Source organism: Deefgea salmonis (genome assembly GCF_020531905.1).
In the GTDB taxonomy this organism is placed as follows: Bacteria; Pseudomonadota; Gammaproteobacteria; order Burkholderiales; family Chitinibacteraceae; genus Deefgea; species Deefgea salmonis.
In genome coordinates this window covers 61,085-87,984 of sequence record NZ_JAJAWG010000005.1, presented here as the reverse complement: position 1 = coordinate 87,984, position 26,900 = coordinate 61,085, and the positions used below count along the sequence as shown (strand labels likewise).

Genomic DNA, 26,900 nt, shown 5'->3' with positions numbered 1-26,900 from the left:
CCAAACGCTGGCCATCCAATCAAATAAACGATTCGTCTGGGCTTAAATAGCGCCATTGGCCGCGCGGTAAATCACCGAGCAAAATCCGGCCAACCCGAATCCGCTGCAAACCCACCACTTCCAAACCCACTAATTCACACATCCGGCGAATTTGGCGTTTTTTACCTTCACGCAAAATAAAGCGCAATTGATCGGTATTTTGCCACCAAACCCGCGCCGGTTTGAGTTTAGCGCCATCGAGCTCAAGGCCGTGATTGAGTAAACGTAAACCATCGGCTTTTAAATGCCCAGAAACACGCACTAGATATTCTTTTTCAACTTGAGAGTTTTCGCCGATCAAGGTTTTAGCCACCACGCCGTCTTGCGTCAACACCAAGAGTCCAACCGAATCAATATCCAAGCGCCCAGCTGGCGCGAGGCCTTGATAATGCACCGGCGAAAACGGAATGCCGCTATTGTCGCCAACCCAATGGTTTTCTGGCTTAAATAACACCACCGCTGGCTCGTAGCCGTCTTCGGCTTGACCGGACACATAACCTACCGGTTTATTAATCAAAATCGTTGCGCGGCCAGCTTGTACTTGAGCGGCAAATTTATGCAGCTCAATCTGCTGACTGGGTAAAATCTTTGTCCCGAGCACATCGACCACTTGGCCATCGACCAAGACCCAGCCACGGGCAATATATTCATCGGCCTCGCGACGCGAGCATAAGCCCAATTCGGCCATGCGTTTGGATAAGCGTAGGGGTTCTTCCATAATTTTTTCTGCTAATAAAGGCCGACAATGCAACATTTTACTGTTTTAATCGTCTAGGCATAAGACCTATTCATCACATCGAGACAAAAGCATGGAATATTATCTAGGCATTAAGCACTTGCACCTGACTTTAATTGGCCTTTCTGGCCTGCTGTTTTTATTGCGCGGCGTTTTAATGCTCAAGCAATCGGCAATGTTGCAACACCCCGTGTTACGCATCACCCCGCATATTATTGACACTGGGCTGCTAATTGCCGGTTTTAGTTTGGCACTGATGGCCGGCATGAAACCGGGTGAACAGCCATGGCTAATGGCCAAGCTGATTGCTTTGGCGCTGTATATTATTTTGGGAACGATTGCGATTAAACGCGGTAAAACCTACCGCACCCGCGTCATCGCCTTTATCGCAGCAATCGCGGTGTTTGTGTATATGATCGTTGTTGCGGTGAGCAAAAATCCGATGATTTGGGCTTAAGTCAAAACGAGAAACCGATTTGGGATTTGGGATTTGGGATTTGGGATTTGGGATTTGGGATTTGGGATTTGGGCAAAAGTAAACGCTGTTACCCAAATCGTTCAGAGACTTAAATCAGCGGCGTTGCTGACGCAGCGTCGCCTGACTCACTCAACCAATGCCCCGACTTACCGCCGATTTTTTCCAGCAGGCGAATATCGTTCATCACCATGCCTTTATCCACCGCTTTACACATATCGTAAATCGTGAGCAGGCCTACGTTAACGGCGGTTAAGGCTTCCATTTCGATGCCGGTTTTGCCGTAGGTTTCGCAAGTGACCATGCAGCGCACCGTCGATTTTTGTCGATCAATATGAAAATCAACACTCACTTTAGTCAGCGGTAAAGGATGGCATAGCGGGATTAAATCGCTGGTTTTTTTCGCCGCCATAATCGCCGCAATTCGCGCCACACCGAGCACATCGCCTTTTTTATTCGTGCCGTCTTCGATAATACGCAAGGTATCGGGCAACATCCGAATCTCGCCTTGCGCCGTGGCAATGCGATGCGTTTCGGCTTTTTTGCCCACGTCGACCATATGCGCGTCGCCCGCGCTATTAAAATGCGTTAAACCACCGGCCACTGGGATAGCTTCAACGCCAGACAAGCGCGCGGCCAAGCCAGCCAAATCGTCGGGGGTATTTAAATTGGGGAAACTGCCTTCTGCAAAAGTTAAACTCACTGCCTGAATACTCTCTAACCAATCCAACATCTTTAAACGACTACTTGATAAATGCTCAACCAAAGACGCAAGCACGCCTTTGCGTAGCAAACAAATCGTCGGGTGAATGCGGCCATCGGCGGTTTTGGCAACCACTGCGGGTGCGCCCGAGCGCGCCATTTCTGCACGTAATTTAAGTAATAAATCTGACGGTAAAAACGGCAAATCACAAGGAACGACCAGCATCATCTCTGCTGGAGATGCCAAAAATGCCGAATGAATCCCAGCCAAAGGCCCGGGATGGCTTGGATAAACATCGCGCAGCACCGCATAACCATAACGCGCATAATCTGGCAAATTGCGATTTGCAGAGATCAACACATGATCTACCGATACCGATTGACGCTGTAAACCCTCTAAGCACCATTCGATCAAAGGGCGGCCCGATAGCTCAACCAAGCCTTTATCGCGCCCGTCCATTCTACGCCCTTCACCACCGGCCAAGATTACCGCATCAACCATCATTATTACCCTTCCCAACGTTGCTTTGCCGTGCTGTCAGATTCGCGCGCATCAACCCAAATGCTGTGGTTGGCAGTCACTTCTTTCTTCCAAAACGGCGCCTCAGTTTTTAAGTAATCCATGATATACGCATTTGACATATAGGCTGAATCCCGATGTGCGCTGGCCGTTAAAACCAACACAATTTGCTCAGCGGGCTGCATCGGCCCTACGCGATGAATCACCGTCACCGCGCCTAAGTCCCAACGGGAACGCGCCTTGAGCACAATGGCATTGAGCGCTTTTTCGGTCATTTTGGGGTAATGCTCTAGCTCTAAAGCAATCAATTCTGGCTGTGGATTCAGATCACGCACGCGGCCAACAAACATCACCACCGCCCCCACCGTGGCATCACCGGCAAGGCGGGCGTACTCGGCGGCGACATCAAAATCCTGCGTTTGCACGCGTATCACATCCTGCATCTGTGTCATATCAGCCCCCCGTCACTGGCGGAAAAATCGCCACCTCAGCGCCATCGCTAATCGCATCGCTCAATTGCGCCATTTCTTGATTGATTGCCACGCGAAACACTTTGCCAGTCGCCAATTCGTCGTGCCAAACACCGCCGCGCGCCGCCAATAGCGCGATTAAATCGGCCACTGTGGCGGGCGTGCTGGGTAATACTTCTTCAGCGAGCCCAAAAACTTCTTTTAAACGAGCAAAATAAACCAAATTAATCATATTTAAACCCCTTAAACCAAGGCCGACAACGGCAAGTACTTCACCATATCACCGGCGCTAATCGTTTGCCCTGCTGCCAAATCCACCAAACCATCGCCCCACACCATCGACGTCAACACGCCCGATCCTTGTCGTGGGAATAACTCGACTTGCCCAGCCGCATTTAAACGCACTCGCAAGAACTCGCGGCGATCGCCGGCTTTTTTCCAATCAAATGCCGCGATCAGCGGCAAACTCACCGGATCAAGCGCCGTTACGCCTTGGCGCGCTAATAAGAACGGACGCACCAGCATTAAAAATGTCACCATGCTCGACACTGGATTACCCGGCAAACCAATAAAATCAGCCTCAGAAATTCGGCCATGGGCAAATGGTTTTCCCGGCTTCATAGCGATTTTCCATAGATCGAGTGAACCTAGGTATTCAACTGCAGCTTTTACATGGTCTTCTTCACCGACCGATACCCCACCAGACGTGATGACCACATCGTTTTGCTCAGCAGCTATCGTGAGTAATTCAATCGTCGCCGCGCTATCATCGCCGACAATGCCAAAATCAGTCACCGCGCAGCCCAAGGTTTGCAGCAAAGTATGCAGCGCATAGCGGTTGGAGTTATAAATCTGCCCCGCCGCCAATGGCTTGCCCGGCTCAACCAGCTCATCCCCAGTACTCAAAAGCGCCACTTTGAGTGGCTGCACCACCGGCAAAGTCGGCCAACCAATCGACGCCGCCAAACCGATCTCTGCCGCACCCAAACGCGTTCCGGCCGTCAACACCACCGATTGCGCGGCAATATCCTCACCGGCGCGGCGAATATTCGCGCCATTTTTCAGTGGCATCGTCACCGTGACTCGGCCATCGTTCACCGTGCAAACCTCTTGCATCGCCACCGCATTAGCACCAGCCGGAATCGGTGCTCCGGTAAAAATCCGCGCCGCCTCACCGACTGCGAGTGCCTGTCCTACTTCTCCTGCCGCAATGCGCTGGCTCAGCAAAAAATCGGCTGGCGGGGAGTTAAAATCGGCGATATTAAGCGCATATCCATCCATCGCGCTGTTATCAAAGCCGGGCACCGCCAACGGCGAAATCACGTCGTGCGCCAAAACTCGGCCATTGGCCGCTAATAAATCCAGATGTTCAAACTCGCGCACTCGGCGCGCTGCGGCCAGTAAGTTCGCCAAGGCAGTCGCAAAATCCAGCATAAAAAACTCCAATTAGTATTAAATTTTAAAACTGCGTTGGCGCTCAGCAGTCAACGTCCACCACGGCTGCGGCGCTTCGCCCGCCATCAATCGCGTCATTGAGATCAACACAGTGCAAGGCTTTGGCCCCATGAGGCATCACTCGTGATGCGCAATTTAAATTCAAATGCCGCGTGATTCGCTTGAAAAAAAAGCATAAATAAACTGCGCCAATGCCGGCACATCGTTCAAATTCAGATGGGGTATTGCCTGCTCAAGCTGGCTGTCTGTGGCAATGGCGACAATACTGGCATGATCTGGATACAACAGCGGCTTGCCATTGGCCTCGCGCCAGATTTCTATTTTGGGGATTTCTTCCGATTTAAAGCCTTCTAACAAGGTCAAATCCGCCGGCGCCAGCCGCGCAATTTGCTCAGCTAGCGTAGGTTCAGCCGCACCGCGTAGTTCGTGCACAATCGCGTAGCGAAACGGCGACACCACCATCACCTCGCCAGCACCAGCCGAGCGAAACCGCGCGCTATCTTTACGCGGCGGCTCTAGCTCCAAATCATGGTGCGAATGCTTAATCACATTCACCCGCCAACCCAGCTGAGCGAGTTCCGGCAGCAATGCTTCAATCAACGTGGTTTTACCCGAACCGGAATAACCAGTAATACCGAGGATGTGGGTCATCTCGCTCACTTTCAGTATTTAAATTTAAAATAATCACCATGCGCTTAGAAACGACAGTTTAACCTAGTCACTTCATTTGCTTCCAAGCATCGTCAGCGGCTATGCGCCGCGGCACTCACTTTTCTTGCTTCGCCAAGAAAAGTAAGCAAAAGAAGGCGACTCGAGACGAACTCGGCTCCGCCGTTCCCTCGCGTGGCGCGAGCCAAACGATCAAACTGTTCGTCTCGCTTCGTGCTCGGTGTTCGTTTTAACGGGACTTTAAGCCCCAGACCAAGCAGCGCGAAACAATCATGAGTATTGCCAGCAAAGCATTGCTGATCAAAGGCTACAATCAAATACATAATAAAAATTGGTAATGTTCAGGTTTGGTGTTGATTGTGCTTAGAGTCTCGCGGCATTCCCTCTCCCTTGATGGGAGAGGGCTAGGGTGAGGGTGATACAACGAAGTGCATTTTAAGCTCAACACCCCCATCCCAGCCTTCCCCCATCAAGGGGGAAGGGGCTGCAGTCGATCTGTTTAAACGCGTGCTATTTAAAATATCAACACCAAATCCAAACAAAACCTAAAAATTAAATCCCGAATCCCGAATCCCGAATCCCGAATCCCGAATCCCGAATCCCGAATCCCGAATCCAACCATGCTATGCCAAGCACATTACGCGACCAAGCACATTAATGGTGGCATCATAGTTTTCCATCCCGTCCAAGCGCACCGAGTGCGGAGCGAGACGAACGGTTTTTCGTTTGGCTCGCGACAATCGAGGGCATCGGGGACCGATGCGCGCTCGGGGCTCCTTTTCTTTCGTCTCTTTCTTTTGGAGAAGCAAAAGAAAGAGACCTGCCGCGCGGCAGCCCGCGCACCCAAACCACCGTGCCGCAGGCACATAAACTAAAAAAACAACTCACACTCTACACATTGAATTCAACAAGCACACTTCTCAAAACATCAAACAAAAAAATCGGACAAGGCCTGCGCCTTATCCGACCTACATACCAGCGTATATCAATACAAGCATTGACTGGCAATGGCCACAGCCCAATACCTAGCCACCCGTTTGCGACATAAAGCGGATAATCTTGCCGGGCTGCTCTTTAAACTCATGTTTTTCGGGTTTTAACTCAATCGCATGCTGCAAGGCGGCGAGGATTTCTTCATCCGTCGCGCCACCGCGCAATAAGGGCGCGAATTCAAATTTTTCTTCCTGCCCCAAACACATATACAAAGTGCCGTCGACCGACAAACGCACTCGATTACACGTGGCACAAAAATGCTGTGAAATTGGCGTGATAAAACCGACTCGGCCAGTGCCGTCTTGCGTTTGCCAGTAGCGTGCTGGTCCGCCGCCCAATTCAGCCACTTCAGGAATCAGGTCAAACTGCGACACCAATTGCTCACGGATTGGATTCAAATCCATATATTGCGCATTGCGGCCGGTGTCGCCCATCGGCATGGCTTCGATTAAGCGCAAAATAAAACCATTTTCGAGGCAAAACGCCACCATACGCTGAATTTCATGCTCGTTCACACCGCGCATGGCGACCATATTGAGCTTGATCGGCGCAAAGCCTGCGGCCTTGCCTGCCATAATTCCGGCCATAATCGCGTCGAAACTATCCCGACCAGTGATGGTATTAATACAGCCTTTATCCAGTGAATCCAGACTAACATTGATGCGCTTAACGCCGGCCGCTTTGAGCGCCACCGCGTGTTTGCCAAGCTGAGTGGCGTTGGTCGATAAAGACAGATCATCCACGCCGGGCAAAGCGGCTAAACGCGCGGCCAATTCTGGCAAATTGCGGCGTAATAAGGGCTCGCCGCCGGTTAAACGCACGCGCGATACCCCCGCTTTGGCAAAGATGGCGACTAAGCGGGTCATTTCATCAAAGTTGAGCCAGTTTTTCGGCTCTTCGTAATCGTCAAAACCCTTGGGCAAGCAGTAATTACAGCGCAAATCGCAGCGATCGGTAACCGATAGCCGCAAATAACGTATGGCACGGCCAAATCGGTCTTGCAAAGCGGTCGAACTCGATAAGGTGGACGTTGACATATTTTTCCTTTTGACTTCAGCAAGGGATTGCACGTAAATCGCACAGCATATTGACTCAGTCGAGCCATGAGCACCGTTCTGACAGTGTAGTCAAAACGGCCATCCACAGCGCAATTTTGCTGAGGTATATGGCTTCATCGGACGGCAGCAAAATTGATAAGGCGATTAGGGTCTGTTGACGTTTGGTTTGCCAACCGCGTTTGCGCGGATTTTGGCCTGAGGCAAGGCACGAAGCGCGCAACGTAGTCATTCTACGCCAGCGCTTTGTAACGCAGCATCAGGCCAAAAGCCGCCAAACCCTGCGGGCTGGGCGCTTTTCGCGGCGACTCAGCGTTGTAGCAAGCTCACATAGAATAACTATGCGTCGCTTACTACGCCTTGATTCGCCGCGAAAAGCACTCCAGCGCGGCGGGAAACCAAACGTCAACAGACCCTAGTGTCTCTACGCCTCTGTGGTGATCGATTTTGACCTGCTTGTGGACAATATTAGCGCAGCATCGGCCCCCAAGCAGGCTGACGAACTTCACCGTTAGGCGACTTCAAGCGTTGTTTGACTTTGCCATCGCTAGATACAATCGCCAATGTGCCACGGCGGCCAATATCAGTTTCGTACAAAATCATCGCGCTATTGGGCGCAAACGACGGAGAGTCGTCCATCGTGCTCGACGTTAGACTATTGCTACGCCGCGTATTCAAATCCATGACAGCAACACGATACCCGTTGTCGCGGGTAATGTAAGTCATATATTTACCATCGGGCGAGACTTTGGCGCTGGCATTGTAAGCGCCAGAAAAAGTCAGCCGCTCGGCGTTGCCGCCATTCAGGTTAGAACGATAAATTTGCGGGCTACCGCCACGATCCGAAGTAAATAGAATGCTCTGACCATCGGTAGTGAACGTCGGTTCCGTATTAATTTCACCGCCTTGGCTAACGCGGCGCGGATTACTGCCATCAACATTCACCAAAAAGATCTGGCTGCCGCCGTCTTTGGTCAACACCACCGCCAATTGACGACCATCGGGCGACCAAGCGGGCGCGGAATTACTGCCTTTAAAATTCGCTGCCGTCCAACGCTTACCGGTCGCCAACTCATGCACATACACCACCGGTTTTTCTAATTCAAACGACACATACGCCAGCTTGCCACCGTCGGGTGACCATTTTGGCGACATAATCGGCATTCTGGATTTCAATACCGTTTGCGCGCCATAGCCATCGGCATCGGCCACTTGCAATTGATAGCTCTTGCCGTTTTTCAACACATACGCAATGCGCGAAGCAAACGCACCTGGGTTGCCGGTGATTTTGGCGTAAATCATATCGGCGATTTGATGACTAATCCGGCGCAATTGATTCGGGCTACCGCGTTTTTCAAACGCAATCAGCTCTTGCTTGCTGGCCACATCAATCAACCAAAATTTAACCAGTATCTGCCCGCCATCATTGAGCAACTGCCCAATCACCGCATATTGCGCGCCACCGGCTTGCAAGGCGGAATAATTCAGCGTCGAAGGGGTATAGGCCTGCAAGCTAGGATCATTAAAGTTCAGCACCTTAAACACCCCACTGGTATTTAAATCACTGCCAATCACTGGCGTGACCGACTGGCGATCGAGCTGCTCATTTTGAAACGGCAAAATCGCAATCGGATACTGCTGGCTACCGACGCCAACGACTTCGATGGTCATGTCCGCTTGCGCCACACTGCTGGCGAGCAAGAGTAAAAAGGCCAAATGACGGAATACACGTTGCAGCACACTCTTCTCCTAAGTCATTACTCTTTGGGGGCAAATTCCCAGCGAATATCACGGTAATCATTAAATGTTGCGCCGGCTGGCGGTTTTGGGAATGGCGCATACAGCTGAATTGCGCGCTTCACCGCTTCATCCCATTTCGGGTCGCCACTGGCTTTGATCAACTCAATTTGGCGAATCTCACCGCTGGGCAATAAATGAATCTTATACGTCACGCGTGGATTTTGATTGCCTGGGGTATAAACAATCTTCTGTTTAATATCTTGCCCCACGCCACGCGCATAACCTTCACCCACACCCGAGCCCTTGCCTTTACCTGCGCCACCCGTAGCACCAACGGTGTCACCAGTGCCACCGACTTTACCGCCGGCTTTGGCGTTCGGATTAGGTTTGCTCTGCGTATCGGCACCTAATAAATTATCAAAACCCAATGCGCTTTCTAATTCGCTTTTTGGTTTTTTCACTTCGGCTTTTTTCGGCGCAGCGCTGGCTTTCGCTGGCGGCGGAACCACCACGCTTGGCTTAGCCGTCGCCACTGGGGTTGGCTGCACGGTAGGCTTGGCGCTCGGTTTAGCGGTCGGCTTAGCACTTGGCGTTGGCGTCGGTTTGGCCGTCGGCGTCGGCGTTGGTTTCACCGTTGGCGTTGGCTTAGCTTTGATTTTTTCCGTCACCACATCCGGCGCTTTGACTGGGTCAATTTGCGGCTCAACTTTGGCCACCACTTTACGCACTGGTTTGGCTTCAACCACCGACTGGCGTACCGGTGCTGGCGGCGGCGCGCCCCATAATTCGACCACTACCGGATCAGGCTGCTTGGTTTTCCATTGCACAGAAAACAGCAATAATCCGAGCAACAGCAAATGCATCGCAATGGCTAAAACCAGCGCCAGGCCTTGATGTTCAGACGGATAATTGGATTGATTTGGCTTCATTACTGCTGTGAGACCTGTAAAGCAACTCGGGGGATTTCAGCCATGCGTAGCGCATCGGTGGTTTGCATCACCGCGTCATAACGAACATTTTTATCTGCAGCGATTACCACAGGACGCTCAGTCCCGGCGGCAGCATCCACTTTGATTTTAATCGCCGCAGCGAGTGCCTTGGCGTCGGGATAAGACGTCACTTCTTGACCGTCTTTGAGCGAAATCGCGCCATCTTTATCAATATCCACCGTCATTGGATTGCCGGTCACTTGCTGGCTCGATTTGCCAGCCGAAGGCAGCTCAACCAAACCCGAGGGCATTCCCGGTGCGGCGACCATAAAGATCACCAACAACACCAACATCACATCAACATACGGCACGACATTAATTTCATTCTTAGCACGGCGAGGGCGACGAGCCATAAGATCAATCCTTAGAATATGGCGGCAATTTAAAGCCACGTCTTAAACCACCAAGACACCGAGGCACGGAGGCACGGAGAAATTCAAAATCGAAGTTGTTTTTCTCTGCGCCTCTGCGCCGCTGTAGTTCAATATTTTTTATACTTAGCGCCCAATTTGGCGTTGCAATACATTGGAGAATTCTTCAATAAACGTATCAAAACGTCCGGCTAAACGATCCACATCATGGGCAAAGCGGTTATACGCCACCACGGCAGGAATCGCGGCAAACAAACCAATCGCTGTAGCCACCAAAGCCTCGGCAATATGCGGTGCTACGGTGGCTAACGTCGCTTGGCCAACATTCCCCAAGCCTTTAAACGCATACATAATGCCCCACACCGTACCAAACAAACCGATATACGGGCTGACTGAACCGACCGAGGCCAAAAACGACGTGTGCTTATCTAAATAATCCAGTTCACGCTGGCAAGACGCCCGCATCGCGCGGCGGGTGCCTTCCATCACATCGGACAGTTCCATGCCCGATTTTTGGCGCAATTTTAAAAACTCGCTAAAACCGGCCATAAAGATTTTTTCCATGCCGATATTGTTGCGGCTGTGTTTCACCTGCTCATACAAGGCATTCAAATCCGAACCGCTCCAAAAGCGGTCTTCAAACTCATCGGTATGTTTTTTGGCGGTACTTAAAGTGAAATGCTTGGTAAAAATATGCCACCACGACATGAACGACAGCGCCAATAACAACACCATCACCATCTGAACGACCAAGCTCGCTTGCAAAACCAAGCTAATAATCGACATATCTTCAACAGGTGCCATGTAGCAAAACTCCAAATAGGACTCAGCAAACTCGAGTCACTGCTCGATTTCGCGTTCAAGGTAGAAAAATTGATTCGCCAACGAAGCGTACAACGCGGCTGCGATACTGCCAGACGGCGCAAACTTGGCATGCGGATGGATTTGGCCAAACGGCCGCGTCGGCAATAGGACGCGGTCACATTGCCAATTGGAGTGGCCAGACCACAAAAAGTTTACTTATTTTACGGGATTTATCATCGGCAAATCGATGAAGTTTTAATGGAATGGCATAAATTGCGTATTATTTACACGAAGATGTCGATCACTCCGTTTTTGGTGCTTCTAATCCAAAATGTAGATAAGCACTTAAAGTCGCCATGCGGCCACGCGGCGTGCGCTGCAAAAAGCCTTGTTGAATTAAATACGGCTCAATCACTTCTTCGATGGTATCGGACGATTCACCAATCGCCGCCGCCACATTGTCCAAGCCCACTGGACCACCGGCAAATTTATCCAAAATCGCGCGTAATACTTTTCTATCCATCACATCCAAACCGGCATGATCGACGTCGAGCATTTGCAGCGCCGCATCCGCCACTTCGCGCGTGACTTTGCCATCGTGTTTCACTTCAGCAAAATCGCGCACTCGCCGCAATAAACGATTGGCAATCCGCGGCGTGCCGCGTGAGCGCCGCGCCACTTCAAACGCGCCCGCTTCGTCCATCTCCACCTGCATCAAGCTAGCCGAACGCGTGACGATGCGGGTTAGCTCTTCAGGCGTATAAAACTCTAAACGCGCCACAATGCCAAAACGATCGCGCAGCGGATTGGTCAACATCCCAGCGCGCGTGGTCGCACCAATCAAGGTAAACGGTGGCAGATCGAGTTTGACTGAGCGCGCCGCAGGGCCTTCACCAATCATAATATCGAGCTGAAAGTCTTCGAGCGCTGGGTAGAGAATTTCTTCTACCACCGGCGAGAGTCGATGGATTTCATCAATAAACAGTACGTCGTGCGGCTCAAGATTGGTCAGCAATGCCGCCAAATCGCCAGCACGTTCCAACACCGGACCCGACGTTTGCCGCAAATTCACCCCCAATTCGCGGGAGATGATATGCGCCAGTGTGGTCTTGCCCAAACCCGGTGGGCCAAACAACAGCACATGATCCAGCGCTTCACCGCGCTTTTTCGCCGCTTCAATAAAAATCTCCAGCTGGCCGCGCGCCTTCATTTGCCCGACGTATTCGTCGAGCAATTTAGGCCGTAAAGCCCGCTCTTGCATGTCTTCATTGCTGGAAATCTTTTGCGCCGCAATCAATCGATCGGGCGGCGGAGCTGAAAACAGCGAGTCAGTTTCGATCATGATTTTTACTTTTAGTTGGGTATCTGAACCCAGCCATTGAAAATCAAAGGCTGCAGCTAAATACCATGCTGCTAAGTGGTATACGACGCCACACTGATTCTACGGGCGACTCAAAACGCCTTAGCCTTTGGCCAACGATTTAAGCGCCATGCGAATGCCAGTAGAAACATCGGCATCCAGCGGCAGCGTTTTCATCGCCATATTGGCTTCGCGCTCGTTGTAACCCAAGGCCAGCAAGGCGTTGAGAATATCACTTCGATCATCCGGCGTGGTCGCAAATGGCAGACCGCCTGGCGTACTGGTTAAGCTGCTGGTCGCCAACTTGCCGCGTAATTCGAGCACCAAACGCTCAGCAGTTTTTTTGCCAATGCCGGGGATAGTCGATAGGCGCTTAATGTCTTCGGCGGCCACCGCGCTGGCTAATTCGTCCGCGCCCATGCCCGATAAAATCGCCAAGGCAATTTTGGCGCCAATGCCCGAGACTTTAATTAAGGTACGAAAGCTGTTGCGCTCGTCTTTACTGGCAAAACCGTAGAGCAATTGCGCGTCTTCGCGCACCAATAAATGCGTAAACAGCGTGGTTTTTTCACCCAAATGCGGCAGCACATAAAATGTGCTCATCGGCACATCCACTTCATAACCAACGCCATTCACGTCAATCACAATATGCGGCGGCTGTTTTTCGAGAATAAGGCCAGTAAGACGTCCGATCATGCGCTGATTTCCTTAAAGTGGAGCAAAAGAGTCGCCGACTCATCGTCACGACAATCGACAACATGTCGGTCTCGGCCGACCCATGAATGCACTCAATTGTAACAGCGAATACCGGACGTTCGTTCACTTTGAAATCAGCGCACCGCAAATAAGCCGCTACGGGCTAAAAATCCTGCCGCGACTTGGCGTAGCGCATGACAAAAACCGCCACAATCAACGTGGCCGCTGCAAAGCCCGCCAGCACATCGCTAAAATAATGCACGCCTAAAACCACACGCGATAGACCACACACCACGGCGAAAAGCAGCGCCAAGCAATAAAAAAGGCTTTGTCGCTCGGGATAACGCTGAGCAAAAATAAACGCCAGCCCCATCGACAGCGACCACGCTGCCATCGAATGGCCACTGGGAAACGAGGGCGAACTGGCGTGCGCCAAATGCAAAATCTCGGGTCGGGGTCTTTGCACCGTGTATTTAATCGCCGCCGCCAAAGCCCAGCACGCGCCCACGCTCAGCGGTAAACCGATGGCGGCCAGCCGATCTGAGCGCCAAAAATACGCCGCCAGCCCCACGGCCAACACCAGCGAACCGCTAAAACTCATCAGCGCAGCCAAGATTTGGCTTAAGCGAACGGGTCCGTTATACAGCGCTTGGCTCATCGCCACGTCGAGGGTATTTAAGTAAGAATGGTCCAGTGACAAGATCAGTAGTAGCAATAGCGCCATACCGCCGATCGCCAGCCATTGAAAACGCCGCACGACCTGGGTGCGAGGATGTTGCCGTAAGCTAAAAGAACGCATTTTTCTTCGATCCAAATTAATTTTGCGCGATTTTAGCTGAAGCCAAAATAACAATACGGGTAATAAGTCATGCCCTTAAAACCAAGCGCCGCCATGCGCCCCCACCACGCCAGCACCAACGGTGAGCAAACTAAGCGCGAGTAAAGCGTAATGCAATCGCTGCAACAAGCGCATCGTTGCCGCTGGATCAAGCTGCGCTTTGCGCTTTAACCAACGATGGATTAGCCACGGCTCGAGCACAAACAACATCAACGTGAAGATACCCCACGTAACAATCATCGCCCACAGCCACCAGGTATCGGCCAAGCGCGACCAAGTATCGCTGAGATACAACATCGCCAAGCCCGAAATCAGCACAATTTGCGTACTGAATTTGGCCTGCAAACCAAAACGATGTTCGAGCTTCTCAAACAAAGCATAATCATTACCACTGCGGCGCAGCGCTGGAATCAGAATCGTCGTCACAAAGGCCACGCCACCAATCCACAACACCACGCCCAACACATGCAGCCCACGCCACAGCGCGTAATCATTGATAGTCATAGGTATTGGCCTTAAGGATGAATAATGAGTTTGAGTCCCAAGGCGATAAAAATCGACCCCGCAATTCGGTCTAACCACGCACTCGCTTTGGCATTGCGATTAAACCATTGCCCAATATGCCCAGCAAAAAACCCAAGCACCGCAAATAGCAGCATCGCTTGCACAGTGAATATCACCCCTAATTGGACAATCTGCCATGCGGCATCACCGCGAGCAGTCATCACAAATTGCGGCAAAAAAGCCAGAAAAAACAGCACTACTTTGGGGTTGATTGAATTGGCAATGACACCGCGTATAAATAATGTCCGCGTACTCTCTTGATGATGATTGCTTGTGATTTTTGAGCCGCCTCGACGCTTTAGTGCCTGCCAGCCTAAATAAATGAGGTACACACCACCGGCGATTTTGAGTGCAGTAAATGCAAACGGCGAAGCCGCAATCAAGGCACTCACGCCCAATGCCGCGAGTAAGGTATGACTTAAACAACCCAGCGCACAACCAAGGCCAAATGCCATCCCACGCAATCGACCTCGCGTCGCACCAATACTAAGTACCATTAAATTATCTGGGCCGGGCGAAAGCGTAATCAGTAATGCGGCACTCAAAAATGCAATGAATTGTTCTGGCGCAAGCAGCATGAAATCCTCAATTAATTCACAGGTATATAGACACAATGATGATTAGCCATGCCTCAGCGAGCAATACCCACACTACGCCATGCGGCCGCGTTTCATTGAAAGTTGATGTTCCATTAGTTTTTTGGCGATGCCGCCGCTGTGTTGGGCGTGAGTGAGGGCGACGCCGAGCGCGTCGGCGGCGTCGGCTTGTGGTACGCCCGAGAGGCGTAAATGCCGCTGCACCATCAGGCCCACTTGTTCTTTATCGGCGTGGCCATTGCCGACCACCGCCTGCTTGACTTGCAGCGCGGTGTAGTCAGCAACCGGCAAGTTAGCCAACACCAAGGCGGCCACCGCTGCGCCGCGCGCTTGGCCGAGCATCAAGGTGGCGGCAGGGTTAACGTTGACGAACACTTGCTCCACCGCCGATTCATCGGGCTGGTAGGTGCGGATAATTTCGGCGATGCCGTCGAGGATAATTTTAATCCGCTCGGGCAGCGGCCCGCCTTGGGTTTTGATACAGCCCGATGCCACATAAATACGATTTTGTCCCACCACATCAATCACGCCAAAACCAGTGGTGCGCGAACCGGGGTCGATACCGAGGATACGCATTAGTTTATCGACGTGGCTTGGCGCTCAAACGTCCACGTGCGGGTAATCACGAGAATTTGAGCGGGTTTACCGGCGGCATCGAGCATATCTGGCGGCAGTTTTTTAAACGGCGATGACATTTTTAAAATCCGTAATGCCGCAGCATCCAATTGTGAATTGCCCGATGATTTATCAATCTCGGCGTGCAGCAAACGGCCATCGGCGGCAATTTCGACGGTAACGCGCAGCTGGCCATAGATTTTATTGCCATGGCTGTCGACCGGATAAGCCAGTGTGCCGACTTTCTCGATTCTTTGCCGCCAATCGTCCATATACATGGCCACACTGGTTTGTCTGGCGCGCGCGCCGACAAACGCCTTGCGCGGTTTGCTTTGATAATCGTGATTTTGCTTATCAATTTGCGCGGCTAAACCGGCCATTTTTAGATCTTGTTGCTTACGCGTTTCTGCCGCCTGCCCCTGACCTTGCTGCTGATCGGGGCTATTTTTACCGGCATTGCTCAAGCTAGGATTATTTTTTAGCTGGGTTAATAGCTGCTCAGCGCGCGCTTCCAGCTGTTTTTGCTGCGCTTCAATTTGCTCTAACTCCGGCGATGGCACGCGGCTATCGGCAGGCAACGGTGATTTCACCCGATGATTGGCAGCATCGGTATTGCCCCCACCATCGAGATCGGCTTGCGCTTCAACGTCGGTTTTGGTTGGCCGAGTTTTGGTTTTTTGATTCACCAGCACAATATCCAAGGGCTGTTGCGATAAAAACTGCCGCGGATCGGGCATCACAAATTGGATGCCAAAAATCGGAAAGGCATGCGCAATGATTGAAAAACCAATGGCCATTGCCATAAAACGCTCCCGCCGATCCATTTTCTATTCCTAATCTAAACCCAAGCTTTAACCGCGCGAGTGTAGCACAGCCAACACGTCGCTTACGCAGACCCCTTGCTTTAGAGGAAGCGGAGTAGAATAAAGAGCACAGTTATTTTCATAAGGAATTTAATCATGTTTCGCATCATATTCATTTCAGCCTTACTCGCTACCCCCGTACTCGCCGCTGACGATGGCGCAAAAGTGGCGGCAAAATACAACTGTTTAGCGTGTCATTCTATCGACAAAAAAATTGTTGGCCCGTCGTATAAAGACGTCGCGGCCAAGTACAAAGGCCAAAAAGACGCCGAAGCAATGTTAATGGCTGAAGTCCGCAAAGGCTTGCCAGGCGGCAAATGGGGACCGATTCCGATGCCTGCCCAGCAAATCGACGACAAAGATTTACGCACTATCATTCGCTGGGTTTTAGCGCAATAAGAGAAAGGATTAACAAAAGTGTGATAAATGGTGTATTGCATAACAAAGCGTTGTTGATTAAGCTGCTTCCCCATTTACTGTTTCATCATATGTAAGCGCTGATCAGCAGCGATTACCTCAGTAATGGTTTACAGATAAGCGAGAAAGAAACATGGCCAAGCTCACAGAACAAGACATCATCAACTGGAAAGGTTCAGAAGATGATTATATGAATGCGGACCAACTCGAGTTTTTCCGCGAGCGTTTGGTGCAAATGAAAGATGAATTGGTCGCCAACGCGACACAAACCACCAATCATTTGCAAGAACAAGAAGCCACGCCTGATCCGGCAGATCGCGCAACACTCGAAGAAGAATACGCACTTGAATTGCGTACCCGTGATCGTGAGCGCAAATTGCTCATGAAAATCGACTCTACGCTGCGCAATATTGACGCCAACAACTACGGTTTCTGTGAAGACACTGGCGAACCGATTGGCCTATTGCGCCTCTTGGCTCGGCCAACCGCGTCTTTAACCGTTGAAGCGCAAGAACGCCGCGAACGTCAGAAAAAGCAATACGCAGATTAAAATGAACGAGACAGCGCAAGCGCAAGCGAGCGAACTGATCAAACAAACCCGCGCGCGCGTCACCGCAGCGCGGGTTAATATTTTGGCCGTTCTACTGACCGCCCAGCGCCCGTTGTCGCACCAAGATGTACTCGCCACGCTCGAGCCCGATGCCGATCGAGTCACGGTGTACCGCGTACTCGATTGGCTCACCGATATGGCTTTGGCGCATAAACTCGCCGGAGACGATCGCGTTTGGCGTTTTTCGGTCGCATCCAAACCGCATCAACACGCGCATTTTCAATGCACCCGCTGCGGACGCTTTTACTGCCTTGAGCACGTCAGCACTGATTTATCCCTCACTGTTCCACCACAATTTTTAATCGAGGCCGTTGAAATCACCGTCAAAGGCGTCTGCGCCAGCTGTTTAAAATAAGGCCCTCTCTCTAACCCCGCCGACTGCCGCCCATGGTTTATGCTCATTGGCTAATTAATGAAGCAACACCTTTGCAGGCTTTAATAGATATTTCCTTGAACTGACTAGCATTAGTCTTTAATCTAGGTCTTTTCTAAGAATAAATGCCGTCATGGCAGCCGCTGGCAGGGAAAGATCACATGCAATACCAAACCGACGACGTCCGTATCCGCGAAATTAAAGAATTACTACCGCCAGTGGCTGTGATTGAAAAATATCCAGTCAATGAGCGAGCTTCTACCGCTGTGTTTGAAACGCGCCAAGCGATTCATCACATGCTGACTAGCAAAGATGATCGCCTATTGGTGATTGTCGGCCCTTGCTCGATTCACGACACCCAATCGGCGATTGAATATGGTCAGCGCTTAGTCAAACTGCGCGAACAATATAAAGACCATCTTGAAATCGTGATGCGCGTTTATTTTGAAAAGCCGCGCACCACCGTTGGCTGGAAAGGGTTGATTAACGATCCTTTTCTCAATGGCAGCTTTAATATCAACGAAGGCTTACGCATCGCGCGCAAATTATTGGTTGATTTAAACAACCTCGGTCTACCGACTGCCGGTGAGTTTCTCGACATGATCACGCCGCAATACGTGGCCGATTTAATGAGCTGGGGCGCGATTGGCGCACGCACCACTGAATCACAAGTGCATCGCGAACTGGCATCGGGCTTGTCTTGCCCTGTGGGCTTTAAAAACGGCACCGATGGCAATCTAAAAATTGCTTTTGACGCGATTAAATCGGCCGGTCAGCCACATCATTTCTTGTCGGTCACCAAATACGGTCATTCCGCGATTGTTGGCACTGGCGGCAATCCCGATTGCCACGTGATTTTGCGCGGCGGTAAAGCGCCCAATTACGAAGAAAGCCATGTACGCGCCGCAGCAGAAGAGCTCAGCAAAGCCGGTTTAGCGGCTAAAATCATGATCGACTTTAGCCACGGCAATAGCAGCAAAGACTACCGCCGCCAAAGCGTGGTCTGCGCCGACACTTGCGCCCAAGTGGCCGCTGGCAATGCCGCAATTTTTGGCGTGATGATCGAAAGTCATCTGGTTGAAGGTCGCCAAGACGATGGCGCTGATAAAGAACTCACTTACGGTCAATCAATTACCGATGCCTGTATCGGCTGGGATAGCACCGAAACCGTACTCAGCGATCTAGCCGCCGCCGTCGCCCAACGCCGTGCTTTGGCTTAATTGACGTTGATTGCAGCGTAAAAATCGCCACCGGTCACTGCAGAAAATTTTTTGACGCAGAGACGCAAAGGCGCAGAGAAAAACCAATTCAGAACTCAAGCCGGTAGCAAACACGGCTATTTTTAGCTAATGTTTTGCGCTGGTTTGCTCTGCGTCTCTGTGCCTCTGCGTCGGTTTTTTGCGGTTTAATGCTCAATCGAAAAACCCTGAATTTCCTCCGCGTCTCTGCGCCTCTGCGTTGGGTTTCAGGGTTTGTCGTTAAGTGACTGTATTTCCAGTTGGCGGGTTTTTATTATTCCAGCGCGGTTTTTCGCAGCCGACGTAGCTGCTGCCACAGCACCAAGCCAATAATGCTACCCAGCAGCATATTTACCAGCGGCAAGGCGGTATAAATGCCGGTAACGCCCCACCATTGCGGCATCAGCCAGAGCGCCGGGATCAACAGTAGCGTTTTACCCAAGGTACCCACCATCGCCAAGCGCGTTAATGCCATCGCTTGCAAAGCAATCACCCCCACAATCAAAATGCCATCAAACGGCAAGGCAAATAAATGCCAGCGCAAAGCATCTGTCGCCAGTGCGATTAACACTGGATCATTGCCAACATATAGCGCAGCAATCGTTGCTGGGAACAACTGCACGGTTGCCAATAAACACACACCAATGACCACACTGACCCGCAAGCCATAGCGCAAAATCTGCACCAAGCGTTCGGCGTCTTTGGCACCAGTGGCATGGCTTAATAAGGGCTGCATTCCCATCGCCAAGCCGTGAATTAGCAAAATAAACACCGCCTCGGTATAAGCCGCAATCGCATACGCCGCCACATCGTTGCCCTTGCCGTATTCCAACAGCTGATAATTATGGGCAAACATCAACAGCGCCAGATTGGCTTCCATTAATAAGCTGGAAAACCCCAGCCCCAATATCGCCGGCATACTCGCCCAATCGGCGCGTAAATCGGCCAGCGCCAAGCGTAAATGCGCCAGCGGGCTAAAAAAATACAGCAAGCCAGCCAGCGTGATAAAGCCCTCGACCAGCAGCGTGGCCATTGCCGCGCCGGCCAAGCCCAACTGAAAGTGCACCAAAAATAGATAATTTAACGCGATATTACTCAGCGCACTGAACGCCACCAATAGCGTGGCTAATTTAGGCTGACCATCATTGCGAATCAAAAAAATCGCCGCAATCTGGCCGATATTCACCACGCCGCCCCACAGCATTAAGCGCAAATAAGCGCGTGCTTCGTGCAGCACATCGGCGGCATTATCCGCGTTCAGCAGTACCAGTATATGCTCCAACTGGCTGATGCCTATGGCGGGCAGAGCAATACCCAATAGGGCAATCATAATCAAGGTATTGGCCAATGTTTGCTTGGCGGCCACAACTTGCCCCGCGCCTTGCAAAATCGAAATCCGCGTTGCCGCGCCCATACTGATCATCGCGCCTAAACCGATCTGCAACATCACAATCGGATAAACCAACGTAATTGCCGCCAAAGCATGCGCGCCAACATAACGGCCCACAAAAATACCGTCGATTAAAACATTCGAGCTCACCACCAACATGCCCGCGATAGAAGGCACAACATAACGCCAAAATTGCGTATTGACCGGTAGTTGATTCAAATCAGCTCTTGCTTGTAACGACATACAATCTCAATGCACTCACGGTGCAAAGTCAATAAAGCCGCCATCGTAGCATTTAATCAGTCACCCACGATTAATTAAATCCATGCAATAATTACCGATTGATTAAGGGGCATTCATTCAGAGTCATCATGGCCAGAAAAACCAAAGCAGACGCACAAAAAACCCGTGATGCGATTTTAGACGCCGCCGAAAACGTGTTTTTTAAGCAAGGCATCGCCCAAACCACCATGGCCGACCTAGCCAATGCCGCCCAAGTATCACGCGGCGCAGTGTATGGGCATTACCCGAATAAAATCGATGTTTGCAAAGCCATGAGCGAGCGTATGCTGGCGCACACGGCAATGCAGTTCACGCCCAGCAGCAGTGACGCGCTGGAAGCCTTGGTGCAAACCGGCATGTATTATCTGAATTTATTTAATCAAGCCGATTCGATTCAAAAAGTGATTAGCATTTTGTATTACCGCTGCGAGCGCAGCGCAGAAAATATGCCGCTGATTCGGCACCGCGATCTGATTACCAAACGCTCGATGCACTACAGCCTGCGGCTATTACGCCGCGCCATCGCGCAGCAAGCCTTACCCAATACGCTCGATTTGCGGCTGAGTAATCTGTATCTGCATACGGTGTTTGATGGTTTGTATGATTTGCTGCAAGACTTTTACCCCGAGCGCCCCAACGCCGCCGCCAGCGATTGCGAACGCCTGCTACGCAATGCCGTCAGCAGCCTAAAAAATGCCCCGCATTTACAACGTAGCGCAGATTAGTCTGGCGTTTCAGATTACGGGTTGATGGTTTTAAGTGCCTGCGGCACGGTGGTTTTACAGTCGCAGTCCGCGACGGGCGCACATCCATAGTTGAACTGGCTTTTATCATCGGGTGATTTCAGATTTGATGCCGTGCCGCGCTCGTCGGTCTGGGGCTTAAACACCCGTCCAAGCGCACCGAGTGAGGAGAGAGACAAACAGCTTTATCGTTTGGCTCACGATCGATCGAGGGCACAGCGGAGCTAGGCGCGCTCGGGTCGCCTTTCTTTTCCCCTCTTTTCTTTGGCGAGACAAAGAAAAGAGGGTCCCCGTCGCGGACTGCGACTGTAAACAACCGTGCCGCAGGCACTTAAAACCATCAACACGTAATCTGAACATTGCCTTAATCGTATGGGTATTTGCTTGTGGCCAACATTCAAAAATGGCTGCAGCCATATACCTACAGCCAGCCCTTACGCTTAAAGAACCAATACGGTGAGATGCCAGACAAGACCATCAGCACCAAGGCGGCGGGGTAGCCCCAGTTTTCGGCGAGCTCGGGCATGTGGGCGAAATTCATGCCGTAGATGGACGCGACTAAGGTAGGCGGTAGAAACACCACGCTGGCAATCGAGAAAATCTTGATGATTTTATTTTGCGCCAGATTAATCAAACCCATCACCGCGTCCATCAAGAAGTTAATCTTGTCGAACAAAAACGCGCTGTGGTTATTCAATGACTCCAGATCGCGCAGCACCTCGCGCAAATCGCCCTCTTGCGCGGTGGCCAACACGCGGCTACGCAGCAAAAACGACAGCGCACGGCGCGTGTCCATTAAATCGAGGCGCACTTTACCGTTAATGTCTTCGTGGCCAGCCAACTCAGCCAGCGCTTGGCCCATGATTTCATCGGTCATTTCGGCGCTGCGATCGAGCACTCGGCGACTTACGCCATCGAGCTGGGTATAGATTGCTTCGAGCACATCGGCGTCGTACTCGACAGCGGCATCGTAAATCGCCAGCAAAATCTCTTGCGCGGTCGAGACAAAGCCCGGTTGAACCCGCGCGCGTAAGCGAAATAGTCGAAACACCGCCAGCTCGTCTTGGCGAATGGTCAGTAAGCGCCCTTGATTCAGCAAAAACGACACTGTGACGTTGGCGTATTCGTCTTCGGAGTGCGATAGAAAAAACGAGCTCATGTGCACGCCGTTTTCATCAACATAACAGCGCGCCGACTCTTCCAAGTCTTTGACTTCTTCGTCCTCGGGCAATTCGAGCTTAAACACCTTTTGCACCAATTCGCGTTCGTCGTCAGTGGGGTCGACCATATCGACCCACAACACTTCGGGGCGCGATAAATCCTCGGGCACCAAGGCAGGCACTTGGATTAAACGACCAGCAGACAGTACAAAGGCGTTGAGCATAATGAGCCTGTAAGGTGAAAGCAACAAACGCGCCGATTATACGCCGCGCAGCGGCTGCACAGCAGGCAATTTAGTCCGCCGCACATGACAAATTGCATCCATTGGTACCAGCCAAGCCACTAAAGTGCGTCTATTGAAGCGAACCCCAAAATCAGGGCCCGATTTGGGCGCGCTGGCGGCTGATTTGGGCCATCAGTAGGGCAATAGATACTGCCGATATTCGTCGGTATGTTGTCATGCTGGTGCAGGCAAAACGCCGCTGCGCAGCAAGAAAAGTCTGCCGCTTAAGTTTCACTTCATCTTCACGGCGCTTAATCCATGCTTGGGGCAACGCCTTGGCTGATGACATCAATACATCAGATCAACCACCCGCCACTCGCTCGCGCCAAGACCACGCTTTGCCGCCGTCTCGACCTTGCGGCTGGCGAGCCGCCGTCCAGCCATTGATCGCCACCGTATTTTGAGGACCGCCAGATGTATAACAAGCCCCTTCCGCTGATTTTGCTCATCAGCACGTTACTGTACTGCGCAACCACTTACTTACAAAACGGCATCCCCGCTAGCTATTGGCAATGGCGGCATGAGCTGGTGCTGCTCACTGGTGTGCAATTGATGACGGTGATGTCCGCCGCCATGCTGTTGGCCGTGCGTCCGGTATGGTTAGAAAGCACCCTCAATGGCCTGGATAAAATGTATGCGCTGCACAAGCAGCTCGGGATTACCGCCGGGATTTTGCTCGCCGCGCATTGGTTGATTAAGTTATCCCCCAAACTGGTCATGGCCATGGAATGGGCCGCGCCACGGATTCGCAGCGGCGCAAAAATCAAAGATCCGCTGCTAGATTGGGCCAAAGACGTCGGTGAATGGGCGGCATGGGCGATTTTGGCGATGGTGATTTTAGCGCTACTGCGCGCCGTGCCTTATCGCTATTGGCGCAAAGTGCATAAGCTGTTTGCCCCGTTGTTTTTAATGGGCGCATTTCATGGCCTGATTTTAATGCCGAGCGAATTTTGGCTGACGCCGGTGGGGGCTTTAATGGCGACCGCCTTGCTGACGGGCTCGCTGTGCGCGCTGTATGCCTTATTTGGCCAAATTGGCCAACGCCAACAACACCAAGGCCACATTCAAGCCATCGAACCACTGGCCGCCAATCAGCTCGCCGTCACTTGCCAACTCAATACTTGGCCCGGGCATACCGCTGGCCAGTTTGCACTGGTGAGTTTTGACCCCGCCGAGGGCGCTCATCCGTATACCATTGCCGCTGCTGACCATGGGTATGGCGAGCTGCGCTTTATCATTAAAGGGCTAGGTGACTATACCCAGACGCTAGCGCAAAAACTTCAGGTTGGCGCAGCAATGACGGTGGAAGGCCCGTATGGTCGCTTTAATGGCCAAGGCACTGGCGCGCAAGCGTGGATTGCCGGTGGCATTGGCGTAACACCGTTTTTGGCTTGGCTCGATAGCGCCGATTTTCAGCAGCAATCGATTGATTTTTATTACTGTGTCAGCAGCGCCAGCGCCGCCGCACGACTCGATGAAGTTCGCCAAGCCTGCGCCAGCAAGCAGATTCGGCTGCATTTAATCGAAAGCGATTCAGGACAAAGACTCGACATTCGCCAAATCAACGCCGAGCAACTGAGTGACATCTGGTATTGCGGCCCCGCCGGACTAGGGCAAGCCATTTGCCAGCATTTAAGCCAGCTTGGCAGCGCACCGCGCTTTCACCATGAAGTGTTTGCCATGCGCTAGCCAAACCCCAATGGCATTGAGCCAAGGCGCGAGTCGGGTCAATCCACCAAATCCGTCGCCGCCAGCTGTCGCACAAATTGATGCTTAATTAAGGTATCCGAAATAAAAAACACCGAAATACAGTGCTCATTTTGGATATACGCAGCACGAAAATTAATATTTTTTGGCAGCACAATTTTGTATTCATAAATCAGCCGCCCCGATCGCTTTAAGTGATATGCGGCTTTGATTTTGTCTGGCCGATGCAAAATAATCTCAGGCAATTCATTCGCAATATTGAGCCTTACTGCAGCAGCATGCTGCTTAAAGCGCTGAAAAAATCGTTCCAGATAACGATTACTTGCCAGTTGTACCTCTAGCATGTGCATGTCCTTCATCAAAAAGTTGGATTTCTACGGCGAAGGCGAAAAATAAAGCCCAATCAAGCAAAAGATTCATACCACCGTATTCTTTGCAAAGCCACAATGCAAGAACATCACCCAATTTGACCCCTCACAGACTGACCAGATCGTAAAGCCGTATAATCAGTACTCTTTGCCGCACTCACCGGATCGACCATGCCCAACACCCAGATCGCCGCAGCCGACAAACAAGCCGCCGCCAAACGCAGCACTTGGATTAGCGTGGTGGTGAATGTGGTGCTCACCGCCATTCAGCTATTTGCTGGCGTATTCGCGCATTCGCAAGCCTTGATCGCCGACGCGATTCATTCGCTATCGGACTTAATCGCCGATTTTGTGGTGCTATTTGCCAATCATCACAGCCAAAAAGACGCCGACGCCGACCATCATTACGGCCATCAACGCTATGAAAATGCCGCCTCGCTGGTGCTGGGCACCTTGCTGTTGGTGGTGGGCATTGGCATGTTGTGGTCGGCGCTGGGCAAAATCCAGCATCCCGAATCCATCGCCCCAGTCAAAAGCATTGCGCTGTGGGTGGCGCTGGCCGCGCTCTTGAGTAAAGAATTGCTGTTTCGCTATATGCTCGCCGTCGCCGAGCGCGTTCGCTCCAGCATGTTGGTCGCCAACGCATGGCACGCCCGCTCGGATGCCGCATCGTCTTTAGTGGTGGCGCTAGGCATTGGCGGCAATTTGCTCGGTTATCACTTTTTGGACCCCATCGCCGCGATGATTGTGGGCCTGATGGTTGGCAAAATGGGCTGGCGCTTTGCTTGGGATGCGATGAACGATTTAATGGATCGCGCCGTCGACGACGCCACCATTAGCGGCATTGAGCAAACCCTGAGCGAAACGCCCGAAGTATTGGGCATTCATGCGCTCAAAACCCGCAAAATGGGCGATTTAATCTTGGTCGACGTGCATATTGAGGTTGATCGCAGCATCAGCGTAGAGCAAGGCCACAACATCGCCGTCCTCGCCCGCCAACGCGTGTTGAACCAACACGTCGACGTGCTTAACGTCATGACCCACATCGACCCCGTCGACAAAAAATAAACTGCAGGCGTAACCCGCCACAAGACGCCAACATCACGACCGCTGTAGGGTGCCAATAAGCGTTAGCGCATTGCACCATATCGCAGCAGATAATGAGTTACTTGAGTAAGTTGGGCTAGGCCTGTGCAGCCCAACAATCGCGGGGTAACCGTTGGGCTTTCCAGCCCAAGCTGCCGTTCTGCTTGGTGATATCTAAATAATACGCCGCAGCGATTCTTTAACGCGGGATCGGCGGGTGTGACCCGCGGCACTCACTTTTCTTGCTTCGCCAAGAAAAGTAAGCAAAAGAAGGCGACCCGAACACGCCCCGCTCCGCGGTTCCCTCGATTGTCGCGAGCCAAACGATAAAACCGTTCGTCTCACTCCGCACTCGGTGCGCTTACACGGGATCTCAAGCCCCAGACCAACGATCAAGAAAAAACGTCGATGTATTGCCAGCAAAGCATTGAGAATCAAAGGCTATATTCAAATACCTCATACCGTAGGGCGTCAATGAGCACAGCGAATTGCGCCGCATCAGCCGCAAATAAGCATCGCAACAGTGCGATTCGCGTAGCTTTCAGCACCCTACGCTATTGCGCCGTACACGGTACAGTGCTTGCGCTTCGCTGACTGTGCTTTGAGCAAATCAAGCCGCCATTCATCACCGTCTTTCACCGTCTAAGCAGGCGCAATAATATTTCCCGCTCAACCGCCAAAACCGTTGAACC

At 51.7% G+C, this 26,900-nt stretch carries 30 protein-coding genes; 9 read left to right on the top strand and 21 right to left on the bottom strand.

Annotated elements, in window-relative coordinates; genetic code table 11:
• Positions 1 to 19: 19 nt before the first annotated feature.
• A complete protein-coding gene (locus LG219_RS09565; protein ID WP_226764267.1) occupies positions 20 to 757 on the bottom strand; it encodes a pseudouridine synthase in 738 nt (245 codons plus the stop codon).
• Positions 758 to 848: 91 nt separating this feature from the next.
• Here LG219_RS09565 and LG219_RS09560 point away from each other — a divergent pair, with 91 nt between their 5' ends.
• Positions 849 to 1,232, top strand: a complete 384-nt coding sequence (locus LG219_RS09560) for a SirB2 family protein (RefSeq protein ID WP_226764266.1) — start codon at positions 849 to 851, stop codon at positions 1,230 to 1,232.
• Between the two features lie 109 nt (positions 1,233 to 1,341).
• Here LG219_RS09560 and moaC read toward each other — a convergent pair whose 3' ends face one another.
• The 17 genes from moaC to LG219_RS09470 all read right to left on the bottom strand — a co-directional run bounded on the left by moaC (position 1,342) and on the right by LG219_RS09470 (position 16,490).
• Positions 1,342 to 2,457, bottom strand: a complete 1,116-nt coding sequence (gene moaC, locus LG219_RS15620; protein WP_444542516.1) for a cyclic pyranopterin monophosphate synthase MoaC — start codon at positions 2,455 to 2,457, stop codon at positions 1,342 to 1,344.
• A gap of 2 nt (positions 2,458 to 2,459) precedes the next feature.
• Positions 2,460 to 2,924, bottom strand: a complete 465-nt coding sequence (moaE, locus tag LG219_RS09545) for a molybdopterin synthase catalytic subunit MoaE (RefSeq protein WP_226764265.1) — start codon at positions 2,922 to 2,924, stop codon at positions 2,460 to 2,462.
• Between the two features lies 1 nt (position 2,925).
• Positions 2,926 to 3,174 carry a molybdopterin converting factor subunit 1 gene (gene moaD, locus LG219_RS09540; RefSeq protein WP_226764264.1) on the bottom strand — a complete coding sequence of 83 codons (249 nt, stop codon included), beginning with the start codon at positions 3,172 to 3,174 and terminating at the stop codon, positions 2,926 to 2,928.
• A gap of 11 nt (positions 3,175 to 3,185) precedes the next feature.
• On the bottom strand, positions 3,186 to 4,376 hold the full coding sequence (locus LG219_RS09535; RefSeq protein ID WP_226764263.1) for a molybdopterin molybdotransferase MoeA: 1,191 nt from the start codon (positions 4,374 to 4,376) through the stop codon (positions 3,186 to 3,188).
• A gap of 162 nt (positions 4,377 to 4,538) precedes the next feature.
• Entirely contained in the window at positions 4,539 to 5,048 is a 510-nt protein-coding gene (mobB, locus tag LG219_RS09530) for a molybdopterin-guanine dinucleotide biosynthesis protein B (RefSeq protein WP_226764262.1), read from the bottom strand.
• Positions 5,049 to 6,091: 1,043 nt separating this feature from the next.
• A complete protein-coding gene (gene moaA, locus LG219_RS09525; protein ID WP_226764261.1) occupies positions 6,092 to 7,096 on the bottom strand; it encodes a GTP 3',8-cyclase MoaA in 1,005 nt (334 codons plus the stop codon).
• A 486-nt stretch (positions 7,097 to 7,582) separates the two neighbouring features.
• Positions 7,583 to 8,854: a Tol-Pal system beta propeller repeat protein TolB gene (tolB, locus tag LG219_RS09520; RefSeq protein WP_226764260.1), complete on the bottom strand. Its 1,272-nt coding sequence runs from the start codon at positions 8,852 to 8,854 to the stop codon at positions 7,583 to 7,585.
• A gap of 17 nt (positions 8,855 to 8,871) precedes the next feature.
• Positions 8,872 to 9,783 carry a cell envelope integrity protein TolA gene (gene tolA, locus LG219_RS09515; RefSeq protein WP_226764259.1) on the bottom strand — a complete coding sequence of 304 codons (912 nt, stop codon included), beginning with the start codon at positions 9,781 to 9,783 and terminating at the stop codon, positions 8,872 to 8,874.
• A complete protein-coding gene (locus tag LG219_RS09510) occupies positions 9,783 to 10,196 on the bottom strand; it encodes a biopolymer transporter ExbD (RefSeq protein ID WP_221021689.1) in 414 nt (137 codons plus the stop codon). The genes tolA and LG219_RS09510 overlap by 1 nt, the downstream gene beginning before the upstream one ends.
• Positions 10,197 to 10,340: 144 nt before the next feature.
• Complete coding sequence (tolQ, locus tag LG219_RS09505; protein ID WP_226764258.1) at positions 10,341 to 11,018, bottom strand: protein TolQ; 678 nt, start codon at positions 11,016 to 11,018, stop codon at positions 10,341 to 10,343.
• Positions 11,019 to 11,319: 301 nt separating this feature from the next.
• The gene (gene ruvB / locus LG219_RS09500) at positions 11,320 to 12,360 is read right to left on the bottom strand and encodes a Holliday junction branch migration DNA helicase RuvB (protein WP_226764257.1); all 1,041 of its coding nucleotides are present in this window, start codon (positions 12,358 to 12,360) and stop codon (positions 11,320 to 11,322) included.
• 120 nt (positions 12,361 to 12,480) lie between these two features.
• A complete protein-coding gene (ruvA, locus tag LG219_RS09495; RefSeq protein WP_173532721.1) occupies positions 12,481 to 13,074 on the bottom strand; it encodes a Holliday junction branch migration protein RuvA in 594 nt (197 codons plus the stop codon).
• Between the two features lie 163 nt (positions 13,075 to 13,237).
• Positions 13,238 to 13,873 carry a phosphatase PAP2 family protein gene (locus LG219_RS09490; protein WP_226764256.1) on the bottom strand — a complete coding sequence of 212 codons (636 nt, stop codon included), beginning with the start codon at positions 13,871 to 13,873 and terminating at the stop codon, positions 13,238 to 13,240.
• A 75-nt stretch (positions 13,874 to 13,948) separates the two neighbouring features.
• Positions 13,949 to 14,416, bottom strand: a complete 468-nt coding sequence (locus LG219_RS09485) for a DUF4149 domain-containing protein (RefSeq protein WP_226764255.1) — start codon at positions 14,414 to 14,416, stop codon at positions 13,949 to 13,951.
• A gap of 11 nt (positions 14,417 to 14,427) precedes the next feature.
• Entirely contained in the window at positions 14,428 to 15,054 is a 627-nt protein-coding gene (locus tag LG219_RS09480; RefSeq protein WP_226764254.1) for a LysE family translocator, read from the bottom strand.
• A gap of 72 nt (positions 15,055 to 15,126) precedes the next feature.
• Positions 15,127 to 15,648 carry a crossover junction endodeoxyribonuclease RuvC gene (ruvC, locus tag LG219_RS09475; protein ID WP_226764253.1) on the bottom strand — a complete coding sequence of 174 codons (522 nt, stop codon included), beginning with the start codon at positions 15,646 to 15,648 and terminating at the stop codon, positions 15,127 to 15,129.
• A complete protein-coding gene (locus LG219_RS09470; RefSeq protein WP_226764252.1) occupies positions 15,648 to 16,490 on the bottom strand; it encodes an energy transducer TonB in 843 nt (280 codons plus the stop codon). The genes ruvC and LG219_RS09470 overlap by 1 nt, the downstream gene beginning before the upstream one ends.
• Positions 16,491 to 16,646: 156 nt before the next feature.
• Here LG219_RS09470 and LG219_RS09465 point away from each other — a divergent pair, with 156 nt between their 5' ends.
• The 4 genes from LG219_RS09465 (at position 16,647) to aroG (ending at position 19,170) form a co-directional block, all read left to right on the top strand.
• Positions 16,647 to 16,949 (top strand): c-type cytochrome, encoded by a 303-nt coding sequence (locus tag LG219_RS09465; RefSeq protein WP_226764251.1) that lies wholly within the window; start codon positions 16,647 to 16,649, stop codon positions 16,947 to 16,949.
• 151 nt (positions 16,950 to 17,100) lie between these two features.
• Positions 17,101 to 17,517, top strand: coding sequence for an RNA polymerase-binding protein DksA (gene dksA, locus LG219_RS09460; RefSeq protein WP_226764250.1), 417 nt, complete (start codon positions 17,101 to 17,103; stop codon positions 17,515 to 17,517).
• Position 17,518: 1 nt separating this feature from the next.
• Entirely contained in the window at positions 17,519 to 17,932 is a 414-nt protein-coding gene (locus LG219_RS09455) for a Fur family transcriptional regulator (RefSeq protein ID WP_226764249.1), read from the top strand.
• Between the two features lie 179 nt (positions 17,933 to 18,111).
• Entirely contained in the window at positions 18,112 to 19,170 is a 1,059-nt protein-coding gene (aroG, locus tag LG219_RS09450; RefSeq protein ID WP_226764248.1) for a 3-deoxy-7-phosphoheptulonate synthase AroG, read from the top strand.
• Between the two features lie 292 nt (positions 19,171 to 19,462).
• Here aroG and LG219_RS09445 read toward each other — a convergent pair whose 3' ends face one another.
• The gene (locus LG219_RS09445; protein WP_226764247.1) at positions 19,463 to 20,821 is read right to left on the bottom strand and encodes an MATE family efflux transporter; all 1,359 of its coding nucleotides are present in this window, start codon (positions 20,819 to 20,821) and stop codon (positions 19,463 to 19,465) included.
• A gap of 128 nt (positions 20,822 to 20,949) precedes the next feature.
• Here LG219_RS09445 and LG219_RS09440 point away from each other — a divergent pair, with 128 nt between their 5' ends.
• Positions 20,950 to 21,585 (top strand): TetR family transcriptional regulator, encoded by a 636-nt coding sequence (locus LG219_RS09440; RefSeq protein WP_226764246.1) that lies wholly within the window; start codon positions 20,950 to 20,952, stop codon positions 21,583 to 21,585.
• Between the two features lie 439 nt (positions 21,586 to 22,024).
• On the opposite strand, the gene corA is transcribed toward LG219_RS09440, so the two are convergent.
• Positions 22,025 to 22,987: a magnesium/cobalt transporter CorA gene (gene corA / locus LG219_RS09435; protein ID WP_226764245.1), complete on the bottom strand. Its 963-nt coding sequence runs from the start codon at positions 22,985 to 22,987 to the stop codon at positions 22,025 to 22,027.
• A gap of 236 nt (positions 22,988 to 23,223) precedes the next feature.
• Here corA and LG219_RS09430 point away from each other — a divergent pair, with 236 nt between their 5' ends.
• On the top strand, positions 23,224 to 23,451 hold the full coding sequence (locus LG219_RS09430) for a hypothetical protein (protein WP_226764244.1): 228 nt from the start codon (positions 23,224 to 23,226) through the stop codon (positions 23,449 to 23,451).
• Positions 23,452 to 23,461: 10 nt separating this feature from the next.
• Positions 23,462 to 24,736 carry a ferredoxin reductase family protein gene (locus LG219_RS09425; RefSeq protein ID WP_226764243.1) on the top strand — a complete coding sequence of 425 codons (1,275 nt, stop codon included), beginning with the start codon at positions 23,462 to 23,464 and terminating at the stop codon, positions 24,734 to 24,736.
• A 38-nt stretch (positions 24,737 to 24,774) separates the two neighbouring features.
• Here LG219_RS09425 and LG219_RS09420 read toward each other — a convergent pair whose 3' ends face one another.
• Entirely contained in the window at positions 24,775 to 25,098 is a 324-nt protein-coding gene (locus tag LG219_RS09420; RefSeq protein WP_226764242.1) for a hypothetical protein, read from the bottom strand.
• Positions 25,099 to 25,293: 195 nt separating this feature from the next.
• Here LG219_RS09420 and LG219_RS09415 point away from each other — a divergent pair, with 195 nt between their 5' ends.
• Positions 25,294 to 26,190, top strand: a complete 897-nt coding sequence (locus LG219_RS09415) for a cation diffusion facilitator family transporter (RefSeq protein ID WP_226764241.1) — start codon at positions 25,294 to 25,296, stop codon at positions 26,188 to 26,190.
• Positions 26,191 to 26,900: the final 710 nt, after the last annotated feature.